Here is a 19,803-nt window from a genome sequence, read left to right on the forward strand (position 1 = left end):
TAAAAAACTCCTTGAGAAAGGCTGTTCTGCATTTGCATACAACCGCTTCGTCATTGTTATAAGGTAGGTAAAAAGATTAATTAGTCTAATAAGACAAACATGACATTGGAAAGCCAAGAGCCCTATGATATATACGGCTCTTGGCCATAACTTCATCTCTTCTGTACTATAAGTGATTTCGGAAGAGCATATTTGTTACTCTAAATTAAAAAAGGGAGACCTTTCTTTTTATGGTTGGTTATGAAGTGTTCATGTTTAAAGCTAAGACTGCTCTGGGTTTAAAAAAGAATTAATTTTTCCAATATGTTTATTCGTTTTATTATAACCTGTTTTTTTGATATTCCAGTTCTTTGAAACCCGATTATGATAATGGATAATATAGGGGTTGGTTTTTTCTGGAAGGAATTTTGGATGAATCTTGTTATGAATAGGAAAATTCATTTCGATAGAATAGGCCTTAAAAGGAATTTTCTCATCTGCCAAAGCTAAAGATAAGGCAATTTGGTCCGTAAATGTTCTGACTCTCGACATTTTTTTCATATTTAAAAGCTTTTTAATATACTTTTGCCAGGATGAAAGGAGGCGTTCATTATAGGCTTTCGGAATGGATACAACCCCGCTATTAAAATAAGGGATGGTTTTTCGATCAGATCCAAAAAGCTCATATCTTTCATCAGGAAGGATAAGATTAAAATCAGCAAATAAAGACTCCCATTGCTCGATTGTTAAAGGATCAGTATATGGGGGACAGGCTTGAATGTACTGACTGGAGATTTCATCCGAAAAATCACGAGCAATCACCAAATCACAATCAAGTGCAAGTAAAACATCATATTCCTCATCCATTTCCAGCATCCTTAATTTGTTTGCATAGGGATAGTCCTCGATAAAAGGTTCTACGATCCTTACTTTAACTCCAATATCGTTAAGCGCAGCTTCAACAGCAGGATCAACTGATCGGACGAAATTCGCTATTGCTGTAGCTTCCGCAAGCTTTCCCCCGAATTTTCGAAGGGTTTTAAATAAGGTCAACACTCGAAAATTAAATTTATCAGTGTTTTCACCAACGCAGGAAATGATGATCTTAAGTGGATTTGATTCCATTTTTATTTTCCCCCCAATATAGCTTCATCGTTCATAGAATATAGCTTTAGTGCATGGGGAGCATGAAGCGTGATTAGTTCTTTTATTTCATCTGCCAAGCTAATGTTATATAGTTTATTCTGGTTCTGATTAGTTAATTCTATTTTTTTCTCATATGTCCGACCCGTTAGTTCTTCCAACAGAAGCGGATTGCGAATGATTTCCTCATATTTCAGAAGATGAATGTCATGGTTTAAGGTAAGATATCGCTGACAAAATAAATCATAAATTTTTACTAACGTAAGCAGGGACTTATCTTTTGAGCATGTGATATCCCTTAGCTCTTTCCAAAATGTTTCTCCGTAAGGCAGCCTTCCTTGACTCACAGGAATATTTAGTGATTTCCAAGACAAAATAGTGGGAATGGGGTGTCTTACAATAGCAATTATAGAAAATGCATCGGTTTCAATGAGTTGTGGCAGAATACTAGTATAATGTGCATTGTGCTTCATGCCCAACAAAAAGTTTTCGTCCTTTACTTTAAAGACAAACTCCCCTTTCTTTCGCACATTCTTCCGCGCACCTTCATTTATTTCTTCATTAAAATAATTCGTAATCGGGCTGCCATTTTTATTCCGGAAGTCTTTTACTGGTATATGGTCTAAAATATTTTTACGGATTTTTTTATAGTCATTGACAATGAGTTCAGTTACCTTTTGAGCATTTTTTTTATTTTTAAACCATATTGATTGCCAGGGGGGTTCACTTAAACAAATGGCATTTTCCAAATGATCGAATAAGGCTGTTGTTAATGTAGTACCTCCTCTTGGGATTCCGGTAACGATTACATCGTTTTTGATTTTTTCCATCGAACTATTGCTCCTATCCAAGTTTTTTGTTTAAGAGGAGAGTATAAGCTTTTTCGTCTTTTTTGACAGGCTTATACCTTCCTATTTCTTTGATGAAAATGGAGAGAAATTATTTAGTTTTTCTTTCGTTGTACGATCTAATTGATCAATTCTCTCGATTAAATTCTGTTTAGAAAGATTGTATAATTGAATATCCAATTCATTTTTTTTCTCTATCATATTAATCACATCTATTGGAATCTGATCTCTTGTTAATCGATTAGGGTTTACATGTTTCTTTTTGTAATTGATATTGTAATTGCTCCAGCCTAACTCCTGACCCATAAAAAATAAAGATTCATTGTACATATCCGTTATACCAACAACTGAAAAATAATTTTGCAAGTTTTCTTTGGCTAAATCTAAATTTGGGGAGATTCCTCCTGAAACTTGCCGAGTTTGCATATTTTCCGTCTGTATCTTAAAGTCTTCCGATTCCATAAACTGCTTCATGGTTAGGCCTTTTGCCTTGGGATACATTCGATTATCCGGACTGGACATGATGTGATAATACAATGAAATTAACCTTTCCACCGGATCTCTTAGCATGGTGCAATAGGTAGATTTTCTAGGAAATTGATCATGAATTCCAAAGGGGAAATGGCCTCTTATACATTGGAGCATCTTGGTCTTATTCTTTGAAAATTGATTTTTCCATGGTTGCTTGTCCCCCCAAAATCCCCCACTTCTGATAACTTCAATTTCCTGGTATTGTTTCTTCAGGATACTGTTTAAGGTCCCTCCTCCAGTTTTTGGAATATGCATGAAAATAACTAATTCATTGGTATTATTTCGAAGTTGTTGTTCCAATTCTTCACTTCCTTTTTACTGTTTTCTTTTCAGAATCTTTCGATAATCCTTTCGCTTCCATTTAAATAATGGAAGGCTAAAAAAAGATTGTCTTTCTCAATTAGTGTATGTTGAACAATTCGATTATGAATGGACAATTGTTGAAGGTTTATTTCCCAATTTTGGATTTAAATGACCATTCGTCCAAGCCGATAGAGTTCCAATGAATATTTATATTTAAACGATATGACTTTACAAGCTGCTTATTGTCGAAAAAATGGACAATTCGTTAGGAGGTTTACTAATTGAAAAATATGATGAAAAAGTCTTTAGCCTCTCATGAGAGGATGCCGGATTTCCTTATTATAGGAGCGATGAAATGTGGAACGACCACCCTTTATAAGAATCTGGTAAAACATTCATCGATTGTAAGTGCACGAAGAAAAGAGCTGCATTTTTTTGATAAAGATGATGAGTTTATCAAAGGTGTTGATTGGTATAGGGAGCAATTCCCCTTGTTATTCAAAAAAAAGTTTAAAGATAAATCTCCTTTCATTACAGGTGAAGCATCACCAAGATATCTTTTTATACCTGAAGTACCTCAAAGAGTATTTGAAGCCATGCCACAGGTAAAACTAATTGTCTTGTTAAGGAACCCTGTTGATCGGGCTTACTCTCATTATCATCATTTTAAGAGAAAAGGATTAGAATCCCTTTCCTTTGAAGAAGCAATTAAAAAAGAGGAAAATGGACTACTTGATTCAAATATTAATCGAAACTATTTAGCAAGAGGAAAGTATTACGAGCAACTAAAAAGATGGATGAACTTGTTCTCAAGGGAGCAGTTTTTGATTTTAAAAAGTGAAGATTACTTTCGAGATCCCATTGCAGGAATCAATCAGGTTTGTCAGTTTTTAAATGTGCAAGAATGGAACCTTGAGTATACAAAGGAACCGAGTCAGCCCTATCCTGAAATGGAAGTAGGGACGAAAGAGCGATTGGCTAATTATTTTAAACCATATAATGAGAAATTGTATGACTATTTAGGGGTTAATTTTGATTGGGATTAATAATTGGTGTGGTACAGCATTGGAGACAACAGACGATAAATGGTAAAGCGGATTTATTTTTAGCGCTTGGCAGTATTCCAGTTTTTTGATCAAAATACAAATCAGAAAGGTTTGAACTCCATGGAGAAAAGAAAATTTTTAGTTTTAGGACATCCAAGAAGTGGTACAACCTTTTCTGCTAAATTATTAAGGGATTTTGGATACCAGGTAGGACATGAAGCTATGAAGGATGATGGTATTTCCAGTTGGATGTTTGCAGTTGAGGATAATCAAGTTTTTACTTCCCTAGGCCTTAATAGAAAAGATTATACTTTTGAATATATTATTATGAATATAAGAAATCCTGTTGATATTATAACTAGCACGTATTTCACAGAAAATACATCAAAGAAAAGTATGAATTACCGTAAAAAGTATGTTAACTTCGAAGGTCTAAACAAAGTAGAAGAAGCCGTTAAAAGTGTTCTTGAATGGTATAAATTAATAGAAATGCAAAGACCACATTTAAAATTGTTTATAGATAAAAATCCAGAAGAAAAACTATTTCATTTTTTAAAGCGATTTGATAATAAAGAGGGCCTATTGCCAATAAAAAAAATTAAAAAAAAAATAAACGCCAGAAAACATCCTGATTTGAGCCTTTCATTTATAAAGGAAAATTGTGGTGAAGAACTCTTTTCAGAATTAATACATTTTTGTGGTTTATATGATTATCATGTTTTTGCTAATCCAAAATGAAGGGGAAGCTGACCACTTGTTCTGGCTTCCCCTTGTGCTAATATTAACCTGATAGGTCGATCCTTGGATCCGAAAACGTTAAAGGAAATGGAAAAATTTAAACGAAGTTTAGGTAAAAAGTAAAAAGAAATTAAAAAAGTTGCGGCTGCTTCTTATAAAAGATTAACAGCCACAACTTTTTTCTTATCTTAAATATTTATTATTAGCTTTATTCCACTAAATAAAATAATCATAAGCATTAAGATTCGAACCAACAGGGAAGGAACTTTCTTCGTAAGTTTACTTCCAATAATGGCTCCTGGTATTGACCCGGCTAATAAATTCCCTGTTAAGACATAATCTATATGACCATAACCCGCCATAAGAAGACCTGTTGCAAAAACCAGAAAAAAAGCATGAACAATATCAGTTCCCACAATCTCTGAGGTTTTCAAATTGAAGAAATATAAAATAAACAAAGAAAATAAGCTTCCCGCACCTACAGATGTAACTCCTACAATAGCTCCCATAATCAACCCGGCAATGATTGTGATATACTTTTTTTCTTCAATTGATTTTGTTTTCCAAGGATTTTGGATTTTTCCATTCATTACAAGATGAATTAAAGCAGTTACCGATACAACAATTAGAACCACACTAAGAAAAATTATCAATACTCTATCAGAGTAATAGTCCGATAGAAAGGAATAAAAGATGTAATTTGCAAGGACTCCACCTGGTATGCTGCCAATTGCTAAATATTTTATTATTTGAAAGTTAACTGTCTTTTGCTTAATGTGTTGAAAAGCACCAAACAATTTTGTAATAGCATTATAGGCAAAATCTGTACCTATCGCAATCGTTGGATGGAATCCCATAAAGATAAGAATAGGAGTAAGTAGTGAAGCTCCTCCTACTCCCGTGAAACCGACCAATCCTCCAACTAAAAAGCCAAATAAAATCAACTCCGTATTCAATTTTGGACACCTCATGCACCTATTCACTTTTAAAACAAACTTTTTTGGCAGAAAATTTATTTCATCATTAATTGTTATAGAACTTAAAACAATCTTTCCCCCTTTACCTTAATAATAAAAAACTGCCTTTTATCGTTTAACTTGGGCATTTAAAATCGGGTAAAATAAATTTTGAAAATAAATGATTCATTTTTCGAATATCATAAAAAATTCGTTTTAAAAGTGTACGTTATCATATGCCGCATATTTACGAGATGCTTGGACAAATTTCACAACCTAATAAGCATTTTCTATTGCTTACGGGTGACTCAAGATACCACATTTTTTATATTATATTTTTTTAATAATTGTAATCGCTTACATTTTTCAAATGATATGCTTTTGGATTAAAAAAGAGCCATCGGCTCTTAATTAGTTTGGACATTTACTATGATTTTGGTAATACTGTTTGATGTATTTGTTGATGAAAAAACAGGTGGGTACTGGTATTTTTGGAAAGGCATTGATCTGACTAATGTCTTGGTATATACATTACTTGTTCCACCTGTAAATGTTATTTTTTTAAACTGCTATCCTTTTAATGCTTCAAAGTTAAAAAGACTGCGTTACTTTATTGGTTGGGTGATTTTCATATTGATTTATGAATTATTAGCTTTACTACCTCAACCTTGGGGATACTTTTATTACTGATGGTGGAGTTTATCTCCAAGCGCAAAGGTAATCTCGGCCTCGCAAGCGATTTCTCCGTCGACAGTGGCAACGGCTTTACCTTTGCCTATCGAACCGCGCAAACGCACGATTTCAACTTCGAGGCGCAGCTGGTCACCCGGTTTTACCTGTCTCTTAAAACGACAGCCGTCAATTCCCGCAAAAAAAGCTAACCGGCCGCGATTTTCCTCTTTTTTCAACATGGCGACAGCCCCAACCTGCGCCAGCGCCTCCACAATCAAAACACCTGGCATGACAGGATAATCAGGAAAATGACCATTGAAAAACTCCTCATTCGCCGAGACATTCTTAATCCCGACAGCACTTTTCCCTTCCTCAACCTCCAAAATCCGATCGACCAACAAAAACGGATAACGATGGGGAATAATTTCTTTAATTTGCGTAACATCGAGCATTTTAGTACCTCCTACTAGTAATAGCTATTATTTTCTATTCTACTATTTATAATAGACAAAAAGGAAGGGAATTTTCCCTTCCTGACGAATTTATTCTTTTTTCACCAAATCGCGGATATGTGTCCAGGTTGACGCCTTAAAAACATCTGCAACCCTTCCATTACCAAGCATCCCATAACCAACCACCGCGCCGCTCAGTGCGCATCCAAAAATGAGCACCACCAAAATCACAATCCGCAGCCAAATCGGAATCAGCCGAACCCTGGGCCGCTCTTTCTTATATTCTTCTCCCGTTTTCACTTGTTCCTTGGATGGATCATTGACAGACATTCTTATTCCCCTTTTACCGAATTGAAGTTTATGTCTAGTATAACCATTTTAAAAAATTGACTCTATTTGGTTAGCTATACAAGTCCAGCTCAGCGACAAGGTTCATTTTTTCCAAAAAATATTGCCGCGCTTTCACTATCTATTTTATTATAAAATATTATTTGAAAATAGACTTCTTGGAGAAAAAAGTCGACCAAAATAAAAAAGCCCAATGACCAAGGCTTGGCATTAGACTTTTTATGAGCGGGAAATTAACCCAGCTTTCTCTTCGGTAAACGATCGATGTTATCAAGCATGATGCCTGTTCCGATTGCCACGCAGTCCATTGGATTTTCCGCAACGAGGACGGGAACCTTCAGTTCATCCGCAAGCAGCATGTCGATGCCGTGCAGCAGGGCACCGCCGCCTGTTAAAATGACACCGCGGTCGATGATGTCGGCAGACAATTCCGGCGGAGTGCGTTCGAGAACGCTTTTTGCCGCCTGAACGATAACCGCAACGGATTCGCGTAAGGCTTGTTCGATTTCTTCGGAATGAACCGTAATTGTACGCGGTAAACCGCTGACCATGTCACGGCCGCGGATTTCCATTTCCTCCGAGCGTGATCCCTGGAACACAGTACCGATGTTGATTTTAATATTTTCAGCCGTACGTTCACCGATCAACAGTTTGTACTCGCGCTTAATGTGGTTGAGTATTTCCATGTCGAACTTGTCGCCGGCCATTTTGATGGAGGAAGAAGTCACGATATCGCCCATTGATAGAACAGCAACATCCGTCGTTCCCCCCCCGATGTCCACTACCATGTTGCCGCTCGGTTGAAAAATATCCATTCCCGCGCCGATTGCCGCAACCTTAGGTTCTTCTTCGAGGTAAATCTTTTTGCCGCCGGACTTTTCGGCAGCTTCCTTGATCGCTTTTTGCTCAACGCTGGTAATATTCGTCGGGCAGCAAATCAAAATGCGCGGCTTCGATAAAAAGCCCTTTACGTTCAACTTATTAATAAAATGTTTTAACATTGCTTCTGTCACATCAAAGTCAGCGATTACGCCATCCTTTAGCGGGCGAATCGCGACAATGTTTCCGGGTGTACGTCCAACCATGCGTCGCGCTTCCTCACCAACAGCAAGAACGCGGTTTGTATTTTTATCAATTGCCACAACGGACGGCTCATTCAATACGATTCCACGGCCCTTGACGTGAATTAACACGTTAGCCGTACCTAAATCAATCCCAATATCCCTAGCAAACATTCTCTTTTCTTTCCTCCTTGAAAGTGAATCCACATACTTTCCTAATAGTTTATTTTATCATATTCATTAAAATTTCCATACTTTTATTAAAAAAAGATGTAAATTTTTGCAGAATAATGTCACATTAGGAGGAATACACGAGAATGCCCTAGAAAAATCATTATAACCCCTTCCACTAAGGCTGCTTATTTTACAGCCTCTCCTTCTCTCTCTTCTTTCTGATACTTCATTTTTGTCGCTTCCCCACCCCGTAAATGACGGATCGATTTATGATAATCTAATATTTCCTTTACCTCGTTTGCAAGCTCCGGATTAATTTCTGGAAGTCTCTCTGTCAAATCCTTATGGACTGTACTTTTGGATACGCCAAACTCCTTCGCAATCACGCGAACCGTTTTCCTCGTCTCCACGATATACTTTCCAATCTTGATAGTTCGCTCTTTGATGTAATCGTGCACACTCTCGCCCTCCCTAATTTGGATGTGAGTAGTGTGAAATGAGACCCGCTTATCACTTCGACGAAATACTGCTGATCACATGGTGACATATCGCCATGCGATATACGATGAATAATCATGTCTCCGACTAAAACCCCCGCTATCTACAAACGACTCCTCACCTCAAACACTCTCTTTGTAAAGGTTTGTAACATTTTATTAGCTTGGATACGGGAATATGCAAGAAAAACGCAATAAGGACAAGGCTAAGGCCGAAGTTTATTGAAAATTGGACAGATTAAATCCCATTCCCCTCCATTCGACATCCCCGTTCCTCCAAGCTACATACAGGAAATCCCTGCTAAACCTCCATATTTCCCAAGAAATTTGTCGATAAAAAAAGTCGAAAGATTTTTTTCAAAAAACCCCGTCTTATTAGGTTTTTTGGAGAAATTTTATTTAGGAAATAGGATCGCCGCATGTAAAATCCCGATAAATCGAATCCCCATTTCATCGTCCCTCGCACTTCTTTTTTTACAGTATTATATAATTGAGAGTATGCAGCTATGTCTCTATATGTGTGCGGTCTTTTGAAAGGAACGACCGCTATCTTTACATGTAAGCCATGCTTTTGAAAGGAATTACTCAAGCTGTTCTACCTTGATGCTTTTGAAAGGAGCGACCCTATGCAACCTTTTACCGAAAAAGTGATTGAAATTATCAAAAATATACCGGAGGGACGGGTGATGACTTATGGTCAGATTGCGCGGCTCGCTGGCAGTCCGCGCGCGGCCAGGCAGGTTGTTCGTGCCCTGCACTCCATGAGCAGGAAGCACCGCATCCCGTGGCACCGTGTGGTTAATTCCAAGGGACAGATTGCTCTTCAGGATGATGAATCCTACCAGGAGCAATTGTTTTCGCTGGAGAGTGAGGGCGTTGAGATTGGGCTGGGCGGGTTGATTGATTTGGAGAAATTTCAGTGGCACCCGGAATAATATCTTAATCAAAAGAAGGTTATTCTACCTAGGTGTAGAATTCTACATACGATGAAAATTTTATCTTGGAGGTAAATGATGTACCAATCCATTCAAACATTTATTGAAGATTACAAAGGTGAATCGGAAGTTACCCAAAAATTGTTGAATGCGCTTACGGATGATTCTCTAAAGCAGGAGATTACTCCCGGCTTTCGATCACTCGGACAGTTAGCGTGGCATTTTGTCCGAAGCACGGAAATGCTTTTTTCTGCCGGCGTTAAGTTTGATCTACCACCGGAAAAGGAACCGCCGGCTACAGCCGCTGCCCTTGCCGAAGGATACAAACGGACAACGCAAGCCTTGCTTGATGCTGTGCAATCACAGCTGAAGGATGAAAGTTTGCAAGAAACCGTCAATTTTTTCGGTATGAATTGGAAAACCGATGTGCTCTTGTATAATTTCCTCAAACATGAAGTTCACCATCGCGGACAGCTGACAATCTTAATGCGCCAGGCAGGAATCCCCGTAAGCGGAGTCTATGGCCCTGCCAAAGAAGAGTGGGCAGCGTTTGGAATGGAAGCTCCGGTATAAAAAAAGGCATTGGATTTCCAATGCCTCAGATTGTCGAGAAAGGATATTTTTCTCGGCAATTTTTTATTTTGTTTGAATCTAAATTACCGATTTTTTATTAATTTATTGTCTCTGCTAACTGGCCTGTTGATTTCCGCTCCGGACACTCGCTTTTCGCGGGGTATGTGCCACTTTTCTTTTTTTATGAGCCACTTTCTCCAACTTATGTGCCAATCCGCTTCGCTCCCACCAAAGCCTTGACACGTCAAGGCGTTTTTTCCCTATTTCACCTGTGCAAATACATCCCTAACCTTCGTCACCGGCACTTGTGAACCGCCCCGGCCTTGAACATTCTCAACCATCATTGCGATCATCAGGTTCGTGTTGTAGGCGATGAACCAGCCGTTTTCGGTTCCGGTTTGGCCTTGCTTTTGCTTGATTTCGGCGGTGCCCGTTTTACCCGACAAAGGGTAGCCCGGGATGTCGGCAGCATGGGCGGTTCCGCTCGGGTCACCAACCACCTTACGCAAAATCCCTGAAATTAAAGCCGCGTTTCCACTCGAAACTAACGACGGTTTCAGCACCTGACTTTTCTGGTCATCCATCAGGAGAACCGGCTTAATCATATTGCCGCCATTTACAAATGGAGTATAGGCTGCCATCAAATGGACAATGCTCATTTGAATTTGGCCCTGGCCGTAGCCTGAGTCTGCCAGCGCAATTTCGCTCCCTAACGTACCTATCTTCGACGTCTCCAAAGGGAATGGATAGACGAACTCCGAGTCGAAACCGAAATTTTTCAGCCCTGCCACAAAGGTATCCTTTCCGATTTTCAATGCGGCTTGGGCAAAATAAATGTTATCAGAGAACACGAGTGCTTTTTCCAGATTCACCGGGTTGGATTCATGGACACGTGTCACGAAATAGCCACCCCACGAGGCATCCTTTTGCCATTTCGGGCTTGTGATGGCTACCGATTGCTCAGGCGTGATCGCCTTGCTCTCAAGGCCAATAGAAGCTGTAATTGGCTTCATCACCGAGCCCGGTGCATAGGCCTGTTTGAAGCGTGTTGTTAATGGCTGCTGCGGGTTATCCTGGAGCGCCTTCCATTCCTCCGACGAGTAGCCAAGGGCCGCTTGGTTCGGATCAAAGGACGGGCTGCTGACCAGCGCCAGCATATCGCCTGTGATCGGGTTCATCGCTGCCGATGAGCCTGCTTCCCCGCTGAGTTCGTTAAAAAGTTTCACCTGTAAATTGACGTCGATCGTGAGCTTCAGCTGTTTGCCGTTCACCACGGGCTTTTCAGCGAGTACCTCTTCGCCGCCCGCTTTCTTTTTAATCGTGACCTTCACGCCGCTCGTGCCCCTGAGCTCCCGGTCATATACTTGCTCGAGCCCTCTTTTACCGATGATATCATTGCTCATGTACCCTTTGCCTTTAAGCTTCGCCAATTCGTCGGCAGTGATCGGGCCGACATAGCCGATTAAATGAGCCGCTGCCTCGGTGTAAGGGTAAATTCGGGCCCCGACCTTTTTCGTTTGAACGGGTTCCAGCTTGATTAATTGGGCGATTAGCTCAGAATCCTGCATCGACACTTTTTTAAGCGGCACAAACAGGTCAGGTTTTACCCAACTGGCACCCAGCGCTGTGTTGATTTGATCAGGAGATAATTTTAAAAGTGTTGATAATTGCTGAATCATTTGGTCTTTCTGTGCTCCCAATTTTCCGGGGATTACGCCAACCTCGTACACCTGGCCATTCACTGCCAGTCCATTTCCATTGCGGTCGAAGATTTCTCCTCTTTCCGGCGCTGTCGTTGTGATGCCGACAGTGTCGCCATCCATTAATTTCGGAAAAATAAACGCAGAGTCCCAGTCGACATACCAGTTAGTTTGTTTGTCTTTTTCTTCTTTTTTCAAATGGGCTTGGTGAGAAAATTGAATCTCGCCTGCGATGCTGTTCATTTTGGCGGAAAACGTGTACGCGGCTGTATCTTCCTTGGCCTGCTTATTATCTTTGGGCTTTTTGAAGTCAATCTTGAGGTCGGTAATCTGAAGGTCTTTGTAGATTTTTTGATAACGGTTCGTAAAAGCCTTTTGCGAGATTTTCTGTTTGGCATCGGTTGAAAGGTAAACATACATCTTATCAAATTTCTGCTGATTCCATAAGGCAATGTATTCCGTGAACCGCTCCTGCGGCGTAGGCTCCTTACTGCAGCCCGCGAGAATCGCGGCGAAAATGAGTAGGATTCCTATTATCTTTTTCAAGCTAATCACCCCTTTACAATTTATTTTAACATATTTGCAAAAAAATAGACTTTTTGGGAGAACCCTCCTATTATTTAAGGGACTCCGAACCCTTTTAATAATGGAAAATTCGGTGGGCTCCGCATCCATCTTTATAAATGAAAAATTCGTTGGCCCTGCCCACTGGGTTCATTTTTAAAAGAAAACGCAAAAAAGAGGAAGTTATCCCCTTCCCCCTTTTGTTACATTATTATGAGTTTGTATTATCGATAGAATCGGACGAATTGTCGGATGGAGTAGATCCGTCAGTTGATGTTCCACTTTTTTCAGTCGGTGAGCTGCCTTGGTCCTGTTGGAGATTTTTTTTTGCATCAGGAACCGTTTTGGTTTGATCATCTGTTGTATTTGTGGACTTCTCTTCCTGTAAAGCGGCTAACGGTTTGTTGAAATAGTTAGTCGGATTTACAGCAACGCCATCTTTGCGAATTTCAAAATGTACATGCGTTCCAGCATCTTTGTTGTACAAGCTTTGTCCAGCCGTGGCAATAACTTGTCCTTGATTTACTTGATCGCCAACCTTGATCTTCATGTCTTTTACTGATTGATATTGTGTCACAACACCTTTGTCATGCTCGATTTCAATCACATTCCCTAACACAGAATCTTGGTCGACACGTGTCACGGTGCCGCTTAATGATGCTGTAACATCAAAGGCTTTGCCGTCTTTTGACGTGATGTCGATACCGGTATTCGGCTGATAGGTATTATTGTAAAATACTAATGCCGCTTCCTGGTCTTTTGGACTTGCTTTGAAATCATAGAATCCCATTTTTACGACAGCTTGGTCGGCATTTGCCACCGGCATTTTGAAGTTTTCCAATGCTTTGTTAACTTCGACAGCCGGCTGGTTATTCTTACCTGCAAGGTCACTTGTGTTGTAGCTATATTTGTCTGAAGAACTGCTGCTGGATTGATACCATAGAACCCCGGTCAGAATGATTGCTGCACTTGCAATATAAATGGCTGGAAATACCCAACGCTTTTTGAAAAAGCGTTTAACGCTGGAACTTTGAGAAGATCGTTTGTTTTCTTCCTCTCTCATTTTCATCACCTCAGCAATCATTCTGAACAGATAAGTAGAATTATATACACAGGTGGGAAAAATTTTTTAAAATCTTATCTTTCGACAGTGGGAATGATTTTATGCATGTGGGTGGGAAAAATTTTTTTATGATAGATTCTGCCCTTTTTATCTCCTGTATAAGGTAAATTCATTGAAGTTAGCAATTTATGGGCAGCCTTACGAGAATCAATTCGAAGAAAATGACGTAGTTCGGAATTTGAAATCGATGGTTTTATGAGGAGGAAATAATCGTTGATTGCCTGAATATGGTCAGTTTTAGACTTCCTTTTACACTTTGGACAACACCATGAACTCTACCTTTAAAGTGCCTCTAATTTTATAATTCTAATTGGAAGAGTAAAAGGTTTTTCAATCAAATGAACCATTCCTTTCTATATTTTCGTATCTATTTCTCTCTTCAGACTAAATAATCCTTCAAAAGTCGACATGATTTGTAAGATTTTTGTGCTGGTTCTTAGAAGCTATGTGCCAATTTTCGATGTTTATGTACCTCTTTCTCCTTTTTATGTGCCAACCACTTCCGAGCACCCTAAAAAGCCAGGCATTAGCCTGGCTCTCTTATCTTAATTATGGATCTTTCCTTATTGATCTTCTTTAAGTTACTTTTTTTATTGGATTTTCTCACTTATGTTCCACTTTGAATGATTTATGTGCCAGTTCCCGGAATTTATGTGCCTCTTTTCTATCTTTATGTGCCACTTTCACCTTCATATGTGCCACCCTACCCACTATCATTTCTTCGCCAACATACTATCCGCCTTCGTGATCTCTACACCTTGATAGTAGTACTTCACGATGTCCTGATAGTTTTTGCCTTCCGCCGCCATGCCATTTGCGCCGTATTGGCTCATGCCGACACCGTGGCCGTAGCCCTTTGTCGAGATGATAATACTACTTCCTTTACGGCTCCACGTGAAGTCAGAGGAACGCAAATCGAGTTTATCGCGGATATCTTTCCCGCTCAAAACCTTTCCATTAAAATCCACCTTGCCAACCCGTTTTCCTGCAGTTCGTTCAACGATTTCCCCTATCTGAGAGCTGCTCCCAAGCTTCACCCCAAGCTTGGCTTCAAAGTTCTTAACCGAGACCACCTGTTGATAATTAAACTTAGGTGAACTTTTATCCCAGGGGCTCGAAACACTCTTCAGATAAGGGTAGGAGCCTCCCCAGTAATCCTCGGAATTTTCCGTGTAACCGTTGCTGGTAGAGAAAAAGGTAGCCGTGATGGGTTCACCCTTATATGTCAAAATTTGTCCGCTCGTGGCCCGGACGGCATCAAGGATTTTTTTCCGCTTCCAGTCATAATCCATGCCCCAATTTCTCTTCATATCATCATTATTTTCGTAAACCTGATTGGTTACCGTATCATTCACCTGTGCACCCTTTGGAACGCCCAGCGTATCATTGGTTACCATTTTATGGACAATATAGGTTCTCGCGGTCAGCGCTTGTGCCTTCAACGCTTCCTCATTAAATTCTGCGGGCATTTCAGCAGCCACAACCCCGACGAGGTAATCTTCAAATGTCACCGTTTCGATCTTTCCTTTATTGGCGCGGTACACTGCCACATCAACCGACCTCTCCGCCGATGAAGTAGCAGTTTGTTTTGCGGGGGCCTGAGTCAGATTTACCCCTAATTTTCCGCTTGTCTTCCCTTCAGCAAAAGGTAACACCAGTACAGAAGGAACAATTAACGTTACGGAAAGCAAGGACGACGCTAGTACGACGAATGGTTTGATTTTTTTCATGAAAGTGCCTCCAGTTTGAAATGGTTATGTCTCTTTTCATTCATATGGAGGCGGACAAGCATTTATGACTTCAATTTTTTTAAAAATGAACATAGTCTCAGGCTCCGGAAAAATTCACCTTACAAAACCATTTTCAACTTTTAACATAGTTCCAAACAAAACAAAAACCGAAGAAGGCACGCTTTCTTCGGTTAGCTGAATTATTAATTTTTTTACCCTAAGCATTCATATCTGAAATATACTTTTTCACTTCTACAAATGTTTCATCCATTTCCGTTACGCGTTCGATATCGGCCCCTAATCCGGCTAATTTTCCGTGGAAGTCCACGTAGCCGCGGTCTAAGTGCTTCAATTCCGTAACGCGTGTAACACCTTCAGATACTAAACCTGTTAAAATAAGTGCTGCAGCTGCGCGGAGATCAGTTGCGGAAACTTCTGCGCCTTGTAAATTTGAAAGGCCGTTTAAAATAACGGAACGTCCTTCAATTTTAATATCAGCATTCATGCGGCGAAATTCTTCCACATGCATAAAACGGTTTTCAAAAACCGTTTCGGTGATCATACTTGTACCGTCTGCACGAAGTAACAACGCCATCATTTGTGACTGCATATCAGTTGGGAAGCCTGGATGCGGCATCGTTTTAATATCGACGGCTTTTAATTTTTCCGGACCGATGACACGAACGCCATCTGCCTCTTCCATTATCATTACACCCATTTCCTCCATTTTTGCAATCAAGGAAGATAGGTGTTCGGGTACAGCACCTTTGACAAGCACATTACCGCCCGTAAGCGCGGCAGCAACCATGAAGGTACCTGCTTCGATGCGGTCGGGAATGATGCTATGGTCTGCGCCGAACAAAATATCGACACCTTCGATTCGAAGAGTACCGGTACCTGCGCCTCTTACATTTGCGCCCATTTTGTTTAAGAAGTTTGCAAGATCAACGATTTCCGGTTCTTTTGCTACGTTTTCAATGATGGTCGTACCACTCGCTAGGGTAGCCGCCATCATAATGTTTTCTGTTGCACCAACACTTGGGAAATCCAAGTAAATTTTTGCTCCTTTTAAGCGGCCGTCTACTTCCGCTTCAATAAAGCCATTCCCTACTTTTACCTTGGCACCCATGGCTTCAAAGCCTTTCAGATGCTGGTCGATCGGGCGGGAACCGATTGCACAGCCGCCGGGCAGGGCGACACGCGCACGGCCATTGCGTGCGAGTAATGATCCCATGACAAGGACAGACGCGCGCATTTTTCGTACATATTCAAATGGCGCCTCATCTTTTAACTCTCTGGATGCATCGACAACAACTGTATTATTTTCAAACACTACTTCAGCGTTTAAGTTGCGTAATACTTCATTAATCGTGTATACATCGGAGAGAGTAGGCACATCACGAATTACACTTTTTCCATCACTTGCTAATAATGTGGCAGCGATAACAGGCAGAACGGCATTCTTTGCACCTTCAACTTTGACCGTTCCATAAAGCCTTTTTCCGCCGCGGACGATGATCTTTTCCAAGAGTATTCCCCTCCGCGTCCATTTTCTCTATATTAATATTCAATCGTAATGATTGGTGTGCCAACTACGATGGTAGTCTTAGTGCCCAATCCTTCGGAGCGTACGCCAATTTGTAAATTCATGTTATTTCTCTTGTTTTCAATCGAATCAGACAACATTGGCGTGTGTGCCGTAACTGACATGAATGTATTCTCTTTTAACGCTTCGATTTGTTTCGCTTTAAACACAGACAGTAAGTGGTTTACTGTTGTAGGTAAAGACTTTTCAATCTTATCACTGACTTCGCCTTTCATACAAGAAAAAATTGTAGGTTTTCCCCGAAAAATGTCAGTAAGCCTATTTTTATATTGATCCGTAGTGAAAAAGGACTCATTGGCCTTATTCCACACTTCACCGCTGACTCTATAAACTATATACGCATTGACAGGCTGTTTTGTGTGGGTTGCCATTATTTGAAGCATTTCTTGGTGGTTTTTAGAAGTTGGAGATACTGCTGTTACTTCCCATTCTTGGCTGGTGTTTTTCGTGGACCAATCCCAATCTGGAAACTTTCGCTGAAGCTCCTTCGCATAATCCTTTGCTTCCTTCTCACTTTTCAGGTCAACCAAATGTTCCCTTGCATAAAAAGACCATTCATCGAGCAAAATATTTTCGTTTTGAAATACCGAAATCATTTTTAATAAATCGCGATCATTATTTGCTTCGGTACTTCGGTTCCCCCAGCCAACCATCAAAAAACTTGCAATTGCAATCAAGCATAAAAAAAACATACTGTTTCTCTTCATCTCTACTCTCCCCCTTACTACCAGTATTTCCAAGGAGAGAAAGAGCATACTTGGGAATTCTCGTCACTTTTTGACAAGTTACAGACTGCACATTCTAGTATGTATTTTTCCGCACAAAGAGAATTGTACTCTAAAATACCCTTTAATGGGAACATGTACGAAGACCTAAATTTTTTCCAATTGTATTGACTGTAACATCAATGGCAGTTGTTTCGACCATTGAAGATAATCAAGGAAAAAATTACTAACAGTTGATCCGATGCAAATGGCCAATAATATATAAAGCAAACGAGCTTGGAAGACATGGTTTGGCTTCAGCAGCTTATCCAGCCGAATCGCCTGCAAGGCAAACCAGGCAAGGGCAATAAACACTAAGTGTGAAATAATGCTGACTAGTGCTATTTGTCCAAAATCATTAACCATCCTACACCCCCTATTTAAACCAATGACTATTCTATCATATTGACGGATCAAAGTCCTAAAAGTTTCCTTCGACAAACAGGTTTTTGTTTTGTGTCTATTTTGTGAACATTATTCTCCAAAAATAAGGGTTTTCAAAAAAAAAAGAAGAGGCATACATGCCTCCTCTACCTTCACACTTTATTACTTTAAAAAGTCATTAAACCCGTTAAAGTGGTTGTGCAAGAAATCGATTGCCAAATTCGGTGCGACCCCGAACACAATGGATGCCGCTACAGAAACGACTAAGACAACGATAATTCCGAATGGAATTTTGAATTTGCTTTCGTCGCTTGCCGGACGGAAAAACATTTGCGTCATAACACCGAAATAGTAGAAATAAGAAACGACTGTTGTCGCAATCATGATCGATGCCAGCACATAATGCGGGGTATCCACAAACGTACCGATGAAAATGTTCAACTTACCGATGAACCCTGCTGTACCCGGGAAGCCCGCCAGTGAAATCAACAGGATTCCCATGGTTACCGCGAGTACCGGTGAGCGGCGATAAAGACCGGCAAAATCGGAAATGTTCTCGGAGCCTGTTTTTTCCGAAATTAACTGGATAACCGCAAACGCCCCGAGGTTCATGAACAAGTAGGCTAGCAAGTAGAACCAGATTGCATCAAACATGATGAAATTCATTGATGAGAATGCCACTAGGATATAACCCGCGTGAGCGATACTTGAGTACGCAAACATTCTTTTAATATTGGATTGCCGTAAAGCAACCACGTTACCGATGATCATCGTCGCCCCGGCAATGAAGGCAATGTAATCCTGCATTTTATACAAAATCGGTTCGGAGCCCGGTCCTGCTGAAACCGCAAGTCCAAAAACAGATAGCAGAATACGGATGACGATCACAAAACCGGCCGTTTTTGAAACAACACTTAGAAATGCGGTAACGGGTGTCGGTGCGCCTTGATACACATCCGGCGCCCACATATGGAAGGGAGCTGCCGCAAGCTTAAAGGATAAACCGACCAAAATCATTAAAAAGGCTAAGCCGAGCATATAGACCTGCTGCGGATCCGCTAACGATTGTAGCTTGTTCGCAATCGCTAAGAGGTTCGTCGAGCCCGTTAAGCCGTACACATAGCTCATCCCGAACAGCGTAATCGCAGTGGAAATACCGCCGTTGATGACGTATTTCATCGCCGACTCATTAGACTTTAACTGATGCTTGCGGATGCCCGCTAATATATAAGAAGAAATTGATAACAATTCCAAGCCGACAAATAGCGTAATTAAATCGCCGCTTGATGTCATGACCATGGCACCAAGCAAGGCGGTTAAAAACAAATAATAAAATTCGCCTTGATATTCCTCCATGCCGTCTTTTGCCTTGTAGCTGACCGCCAAAAACATAACCAGTCCCGCTCCGGCAAGAAGCAGTAATTTAAAGGCCTTCGCAAATCCATCAAGCCGGAACGTATCATCCAATATCGATGTAACCCCTTGATCAAGTAATCCGGTAACAGATACCATTGCCGCTAGTATAGCGACAATGCTAATCCAGCCGAGAATTCTGCGGTCTTGCTTTTTCGGCATAAACAAATCGAGCAGCGTCAATACCGCAGCAACACCAAGGATGATGAATTCCGGTGTCATGATACTCCAGTGAAATGATGTCAATGTCTTAAAACTCATCC

General features: G+C 40.5%; 19 protein-coding genes. 4 read left to right on the plus strand and 15 right to left on the minus strand.

Annotated features, from left to right (window positions below; all coding sequences use genetic code 11):
* Window positions 1-261: 261 nt before the first annotated feature.
* The 3 genes from J2S10_RS19835 to J2S10_RS19845 form a co-directional block, all read right to left on the minus strand.
* Complete coding sequence (locus J2S10_RS19835; RefSeq protein ID WP_307411274.1) at window positions 262-1,104, minus strand: glycosyltransferase family protein; 843 nt, start codon at window positions 1,102-1,104, stop codon at window positions 262-264.
* Window positions 1,105-1,106: 2 nt separating this feature from the next.
* Window positions 1,107-1,952, minus strand: a complete 846-nt coding sequence (locus J2S10_RS19840) for a sulfotransferase domain-containing protein (RefSeq protein ID WP_307411277.1) — start codon at window positions 1,950-1,952, stop codon at window positions 1,107-1,109.
* Window positions 1,953-2,033: 81 nt separating this feature from the next.
* Window positions 2,034-2,801: a sulfotransferase family 2 domain-containing protein gene (locus J2S10_RS19845; RefSeq protein WP_307411280.1), complete on the minus strand. Its 768-nt coding sequence runs from the start codon at window positions 2,799-2,801 to the stop codon at window positions 2,034-2,036.
* A gap of 293 nt (window positions 2,802-3,094) precedes the next feature.
* On the opposite strand from J2S10_RS19845, the gene J2S10_RS19850 reads away from it, so the two are divergent.
* Together J2S10_RS19850 and J2S10_RS19855 are read left to right on the plus strand one after the other, a co-directional pair.
* On the plus strand, window positions 3,095-3,850 hold the full coding sequence (locus tag J2S10_RS19850) for a sulfotransferase domain-containing protein (protein WP_307411852.1): 756 nt from the start codon (window positions 3,095-3,097) through the stop codon (window positions 3,848-3,850).
* Window positions 3,851-3,970: 120 nt separating this feature from the next.
* Window positions 3,971-4,588, plus strand: coding sequence for a hypothetical protein (locus J2S10_RS19855; protein WP_307411283.1), 618 nt, complete (start codon window positions 3,971-3,973; stop codon window positions 4,586-4,588).
* Between the two features lie 188 nt (window positions 4,589-4,776).
* Here J2S10_RS19855 and J2S10_RS19860 read toward each other — a convergent pair whose 3' ends face one another.
* The 5 genes from J2S10_RS19860 to spoIIID form a co-directional block, all read right to left on the minus strand.
* Window positions 4,777-5,544 carry a sulfite exporter TauE/SafE family protein gene (locus tag J2S10_RS19860; RefSeq protein WP_307411288.1) on the minus strand — a complete coding sequence of 256 codons (768 nt, stop codon included), beginning with the start codon at window positions 5,542-5,544 and terminating at the stop codon, window positions 4,777-4,779.
* 683 nt (window positions 5,545-6,227) lie between these two features.
* Window positions 6,228-6,668, minus strand: coding sequence for a 3-hydroxyacyl-ACP dehydratase FabZ (gene fabZ / locus J2S10_RS19865; protein WP_307411290.1), 441 nt, complete (start codon window positions 6,666-6,668; stop codon window positions 6,228-6,230).
* 90 nt (window positions 6,669-6,758) lie between these two features.
* Window positions 6,759-6,998: a DNA-directed RNA polymerase subunit beta gene (locus J2S10_RS19870; protein ID WP_307411293.1), complete on the minus strand. Its 240-nt coding sequence runs from the start codon at window positions 6,996-6,998 to the stop codon at window positions 6,759-6,761.
* A 251-nt stretch (window positions 6,999-7,249) separates the two neighbouring features.
* Window positions 7,250-8,251, minus strand: a complete 1,002-nt coding sequence (gene mreB, locus J2S10_RS19875) for a rod shape-determining protein (RefSeq protein ID WP_307411296.1) — start codon at window positions 8,249-8,251, stop codon at window positions 7,250-7,252.
* A 185-nt stretch (window positions 8,252-8,436) separates the two neighbouring features.
* On the minus strand, window positions 8,437-8,709 hold the full coding sequence (gene spoIIID, locus J2S10_RS19880; protein WP_026572748.1) for a sporulation transcriptional regulator SpoIIID: 273 nt from the start codon (window positions 8,707-8,709) through the stop codon (window positions 8,437-8,439).
* Window positions 8,710-9,374: 665 nt separating this feature from the next.
* Here spoIIID and J2S10_RS19885 point away from each other — a divergent pair.
* A complete protein-coding gene (locus J2S10_RS19885; RefSeq protein WP_307411302.1) occupies window positions 9,375-9,683 on the plus strand; it encodes an MGMT family protein in 309 nt (102 codons plus the stop codon).
* A gap of 78 nt (window positions 9,684-9,761) precedes the next feature.
* The gene (locus J2S10_RS19890; protein ID WP_307411304.1) at window positions 9,762-10,256 is read left to right on the plus strand and encodes a DinB family protein; all 495 of its coding nucleotides are present in this window, start codon (window positions 9,762-9,764) and stop codon (window positions 10,254-10,256) included.
* A 260-nt stretch (window positions 10,257-10,516) separates the two neighbouring features.
* Here J2S10_RS19890 and J2S10_RS19895 read toward each other — a convergent pair whose 3' ends face one another.
* The 7 genes from J2S10_RS19895 to nuoN form a co-directional block, all read right to left on the minus strand.
* Window positions 10,517-12,502, minus strand: a complete 1,986-nt coding sequence (locus J2S10_RS19895) for a penicillin-binding transpeptidase domain-containing protein (RefSeq protein ID WP_370876247.1) — start codon at window positions 12,500-12,502, stop codon at window positions 10,517-10,519.
* A gap of 229 nt (window positions 12,503-12,731) precedes the next feature.
* Window positions 12,732-13,589: a peptidoglycan DD-metalloendopeptidase family protein gene (locus J2S10_RS19900; RefSeq protein ID WP_370876254.1), complete on the minus strand. Its 858-nt coding sequence runs from the start codon at window positions 13,587-13,589 to the stop codon at window positions 12,732-12,734.
* A 767-nt stretch (window positions 13,590-14,356) separates the two neighbouring features.
* The gene (spoIID, locus tag J2S10_RS19905) at window positions 14,357-15,373 is read right to left on the minus strand and encodes a stage II sporulation protein D (RefSeq protein ID WP_307411308.1); all 1,017 of its coding nucleotides are present in this window, start codon (window positions 15,371-15,373) and stop codon (window positions 14,357-14,359) included.
* A 217-nt stretch (window positions 15,374-15,590) separates the two neighbouring features.
* Entirely contained in the window at window positions 15,591-16,901 is a 1,311-nt protein-coding gene (murA, locus tag J2S10_RS19910) for a UDP-N-acetylglucosamine 1-carboxyvinyltransferase (protein ID WP_307411310.1), read from the minus strand.
* 32 nt (window positions 16,902-16,933) lie between these two features.
* Entirely contained in the window at window positions 16,934-17,686 is a 753-nt protein-coding gene (locus J2S10_RS19915) for a YwmB family TATA-box binding protein (protein WP_307411313.1), read from the minus strand.
* Window positions 17,687-17,851: 165 nt separating this feature from the next.
* Complete coding sequence (locus tag J2S10_RS19920; RefSeq protein ID WP_307411316.1) at window positions 17,852-18,109, minus strand: DUF1146 family protein; 258 nt, start codon at window positions 18,107-18,109, stop codon at window positions 17,852-17,854.
* A 180-nt stretch (window positions 18,110-18,289) separates the two neighbouring features.
* Window positions 18,290-19,801 carry an NADH-quinone oxidoreductase subunit NuoN gene (gene nuoN, locus J2S10_RS19925; RefSeq protein ID WP_307411319.1) on the minus strand — a complete coding sequence of 504 codons (1,512 nt, stop codon included), beginning with the start codon at window positions 19,799-19,801 and terminating at the stop codon, window positions 18,290-18,292.
* Between the last annotated feature and the right edge of the window lie 2 nt (window positions 19,802-19,803).

It is taken from the genome of Neobacillus ginsengisoli (genome assembly GCF_030813055.1).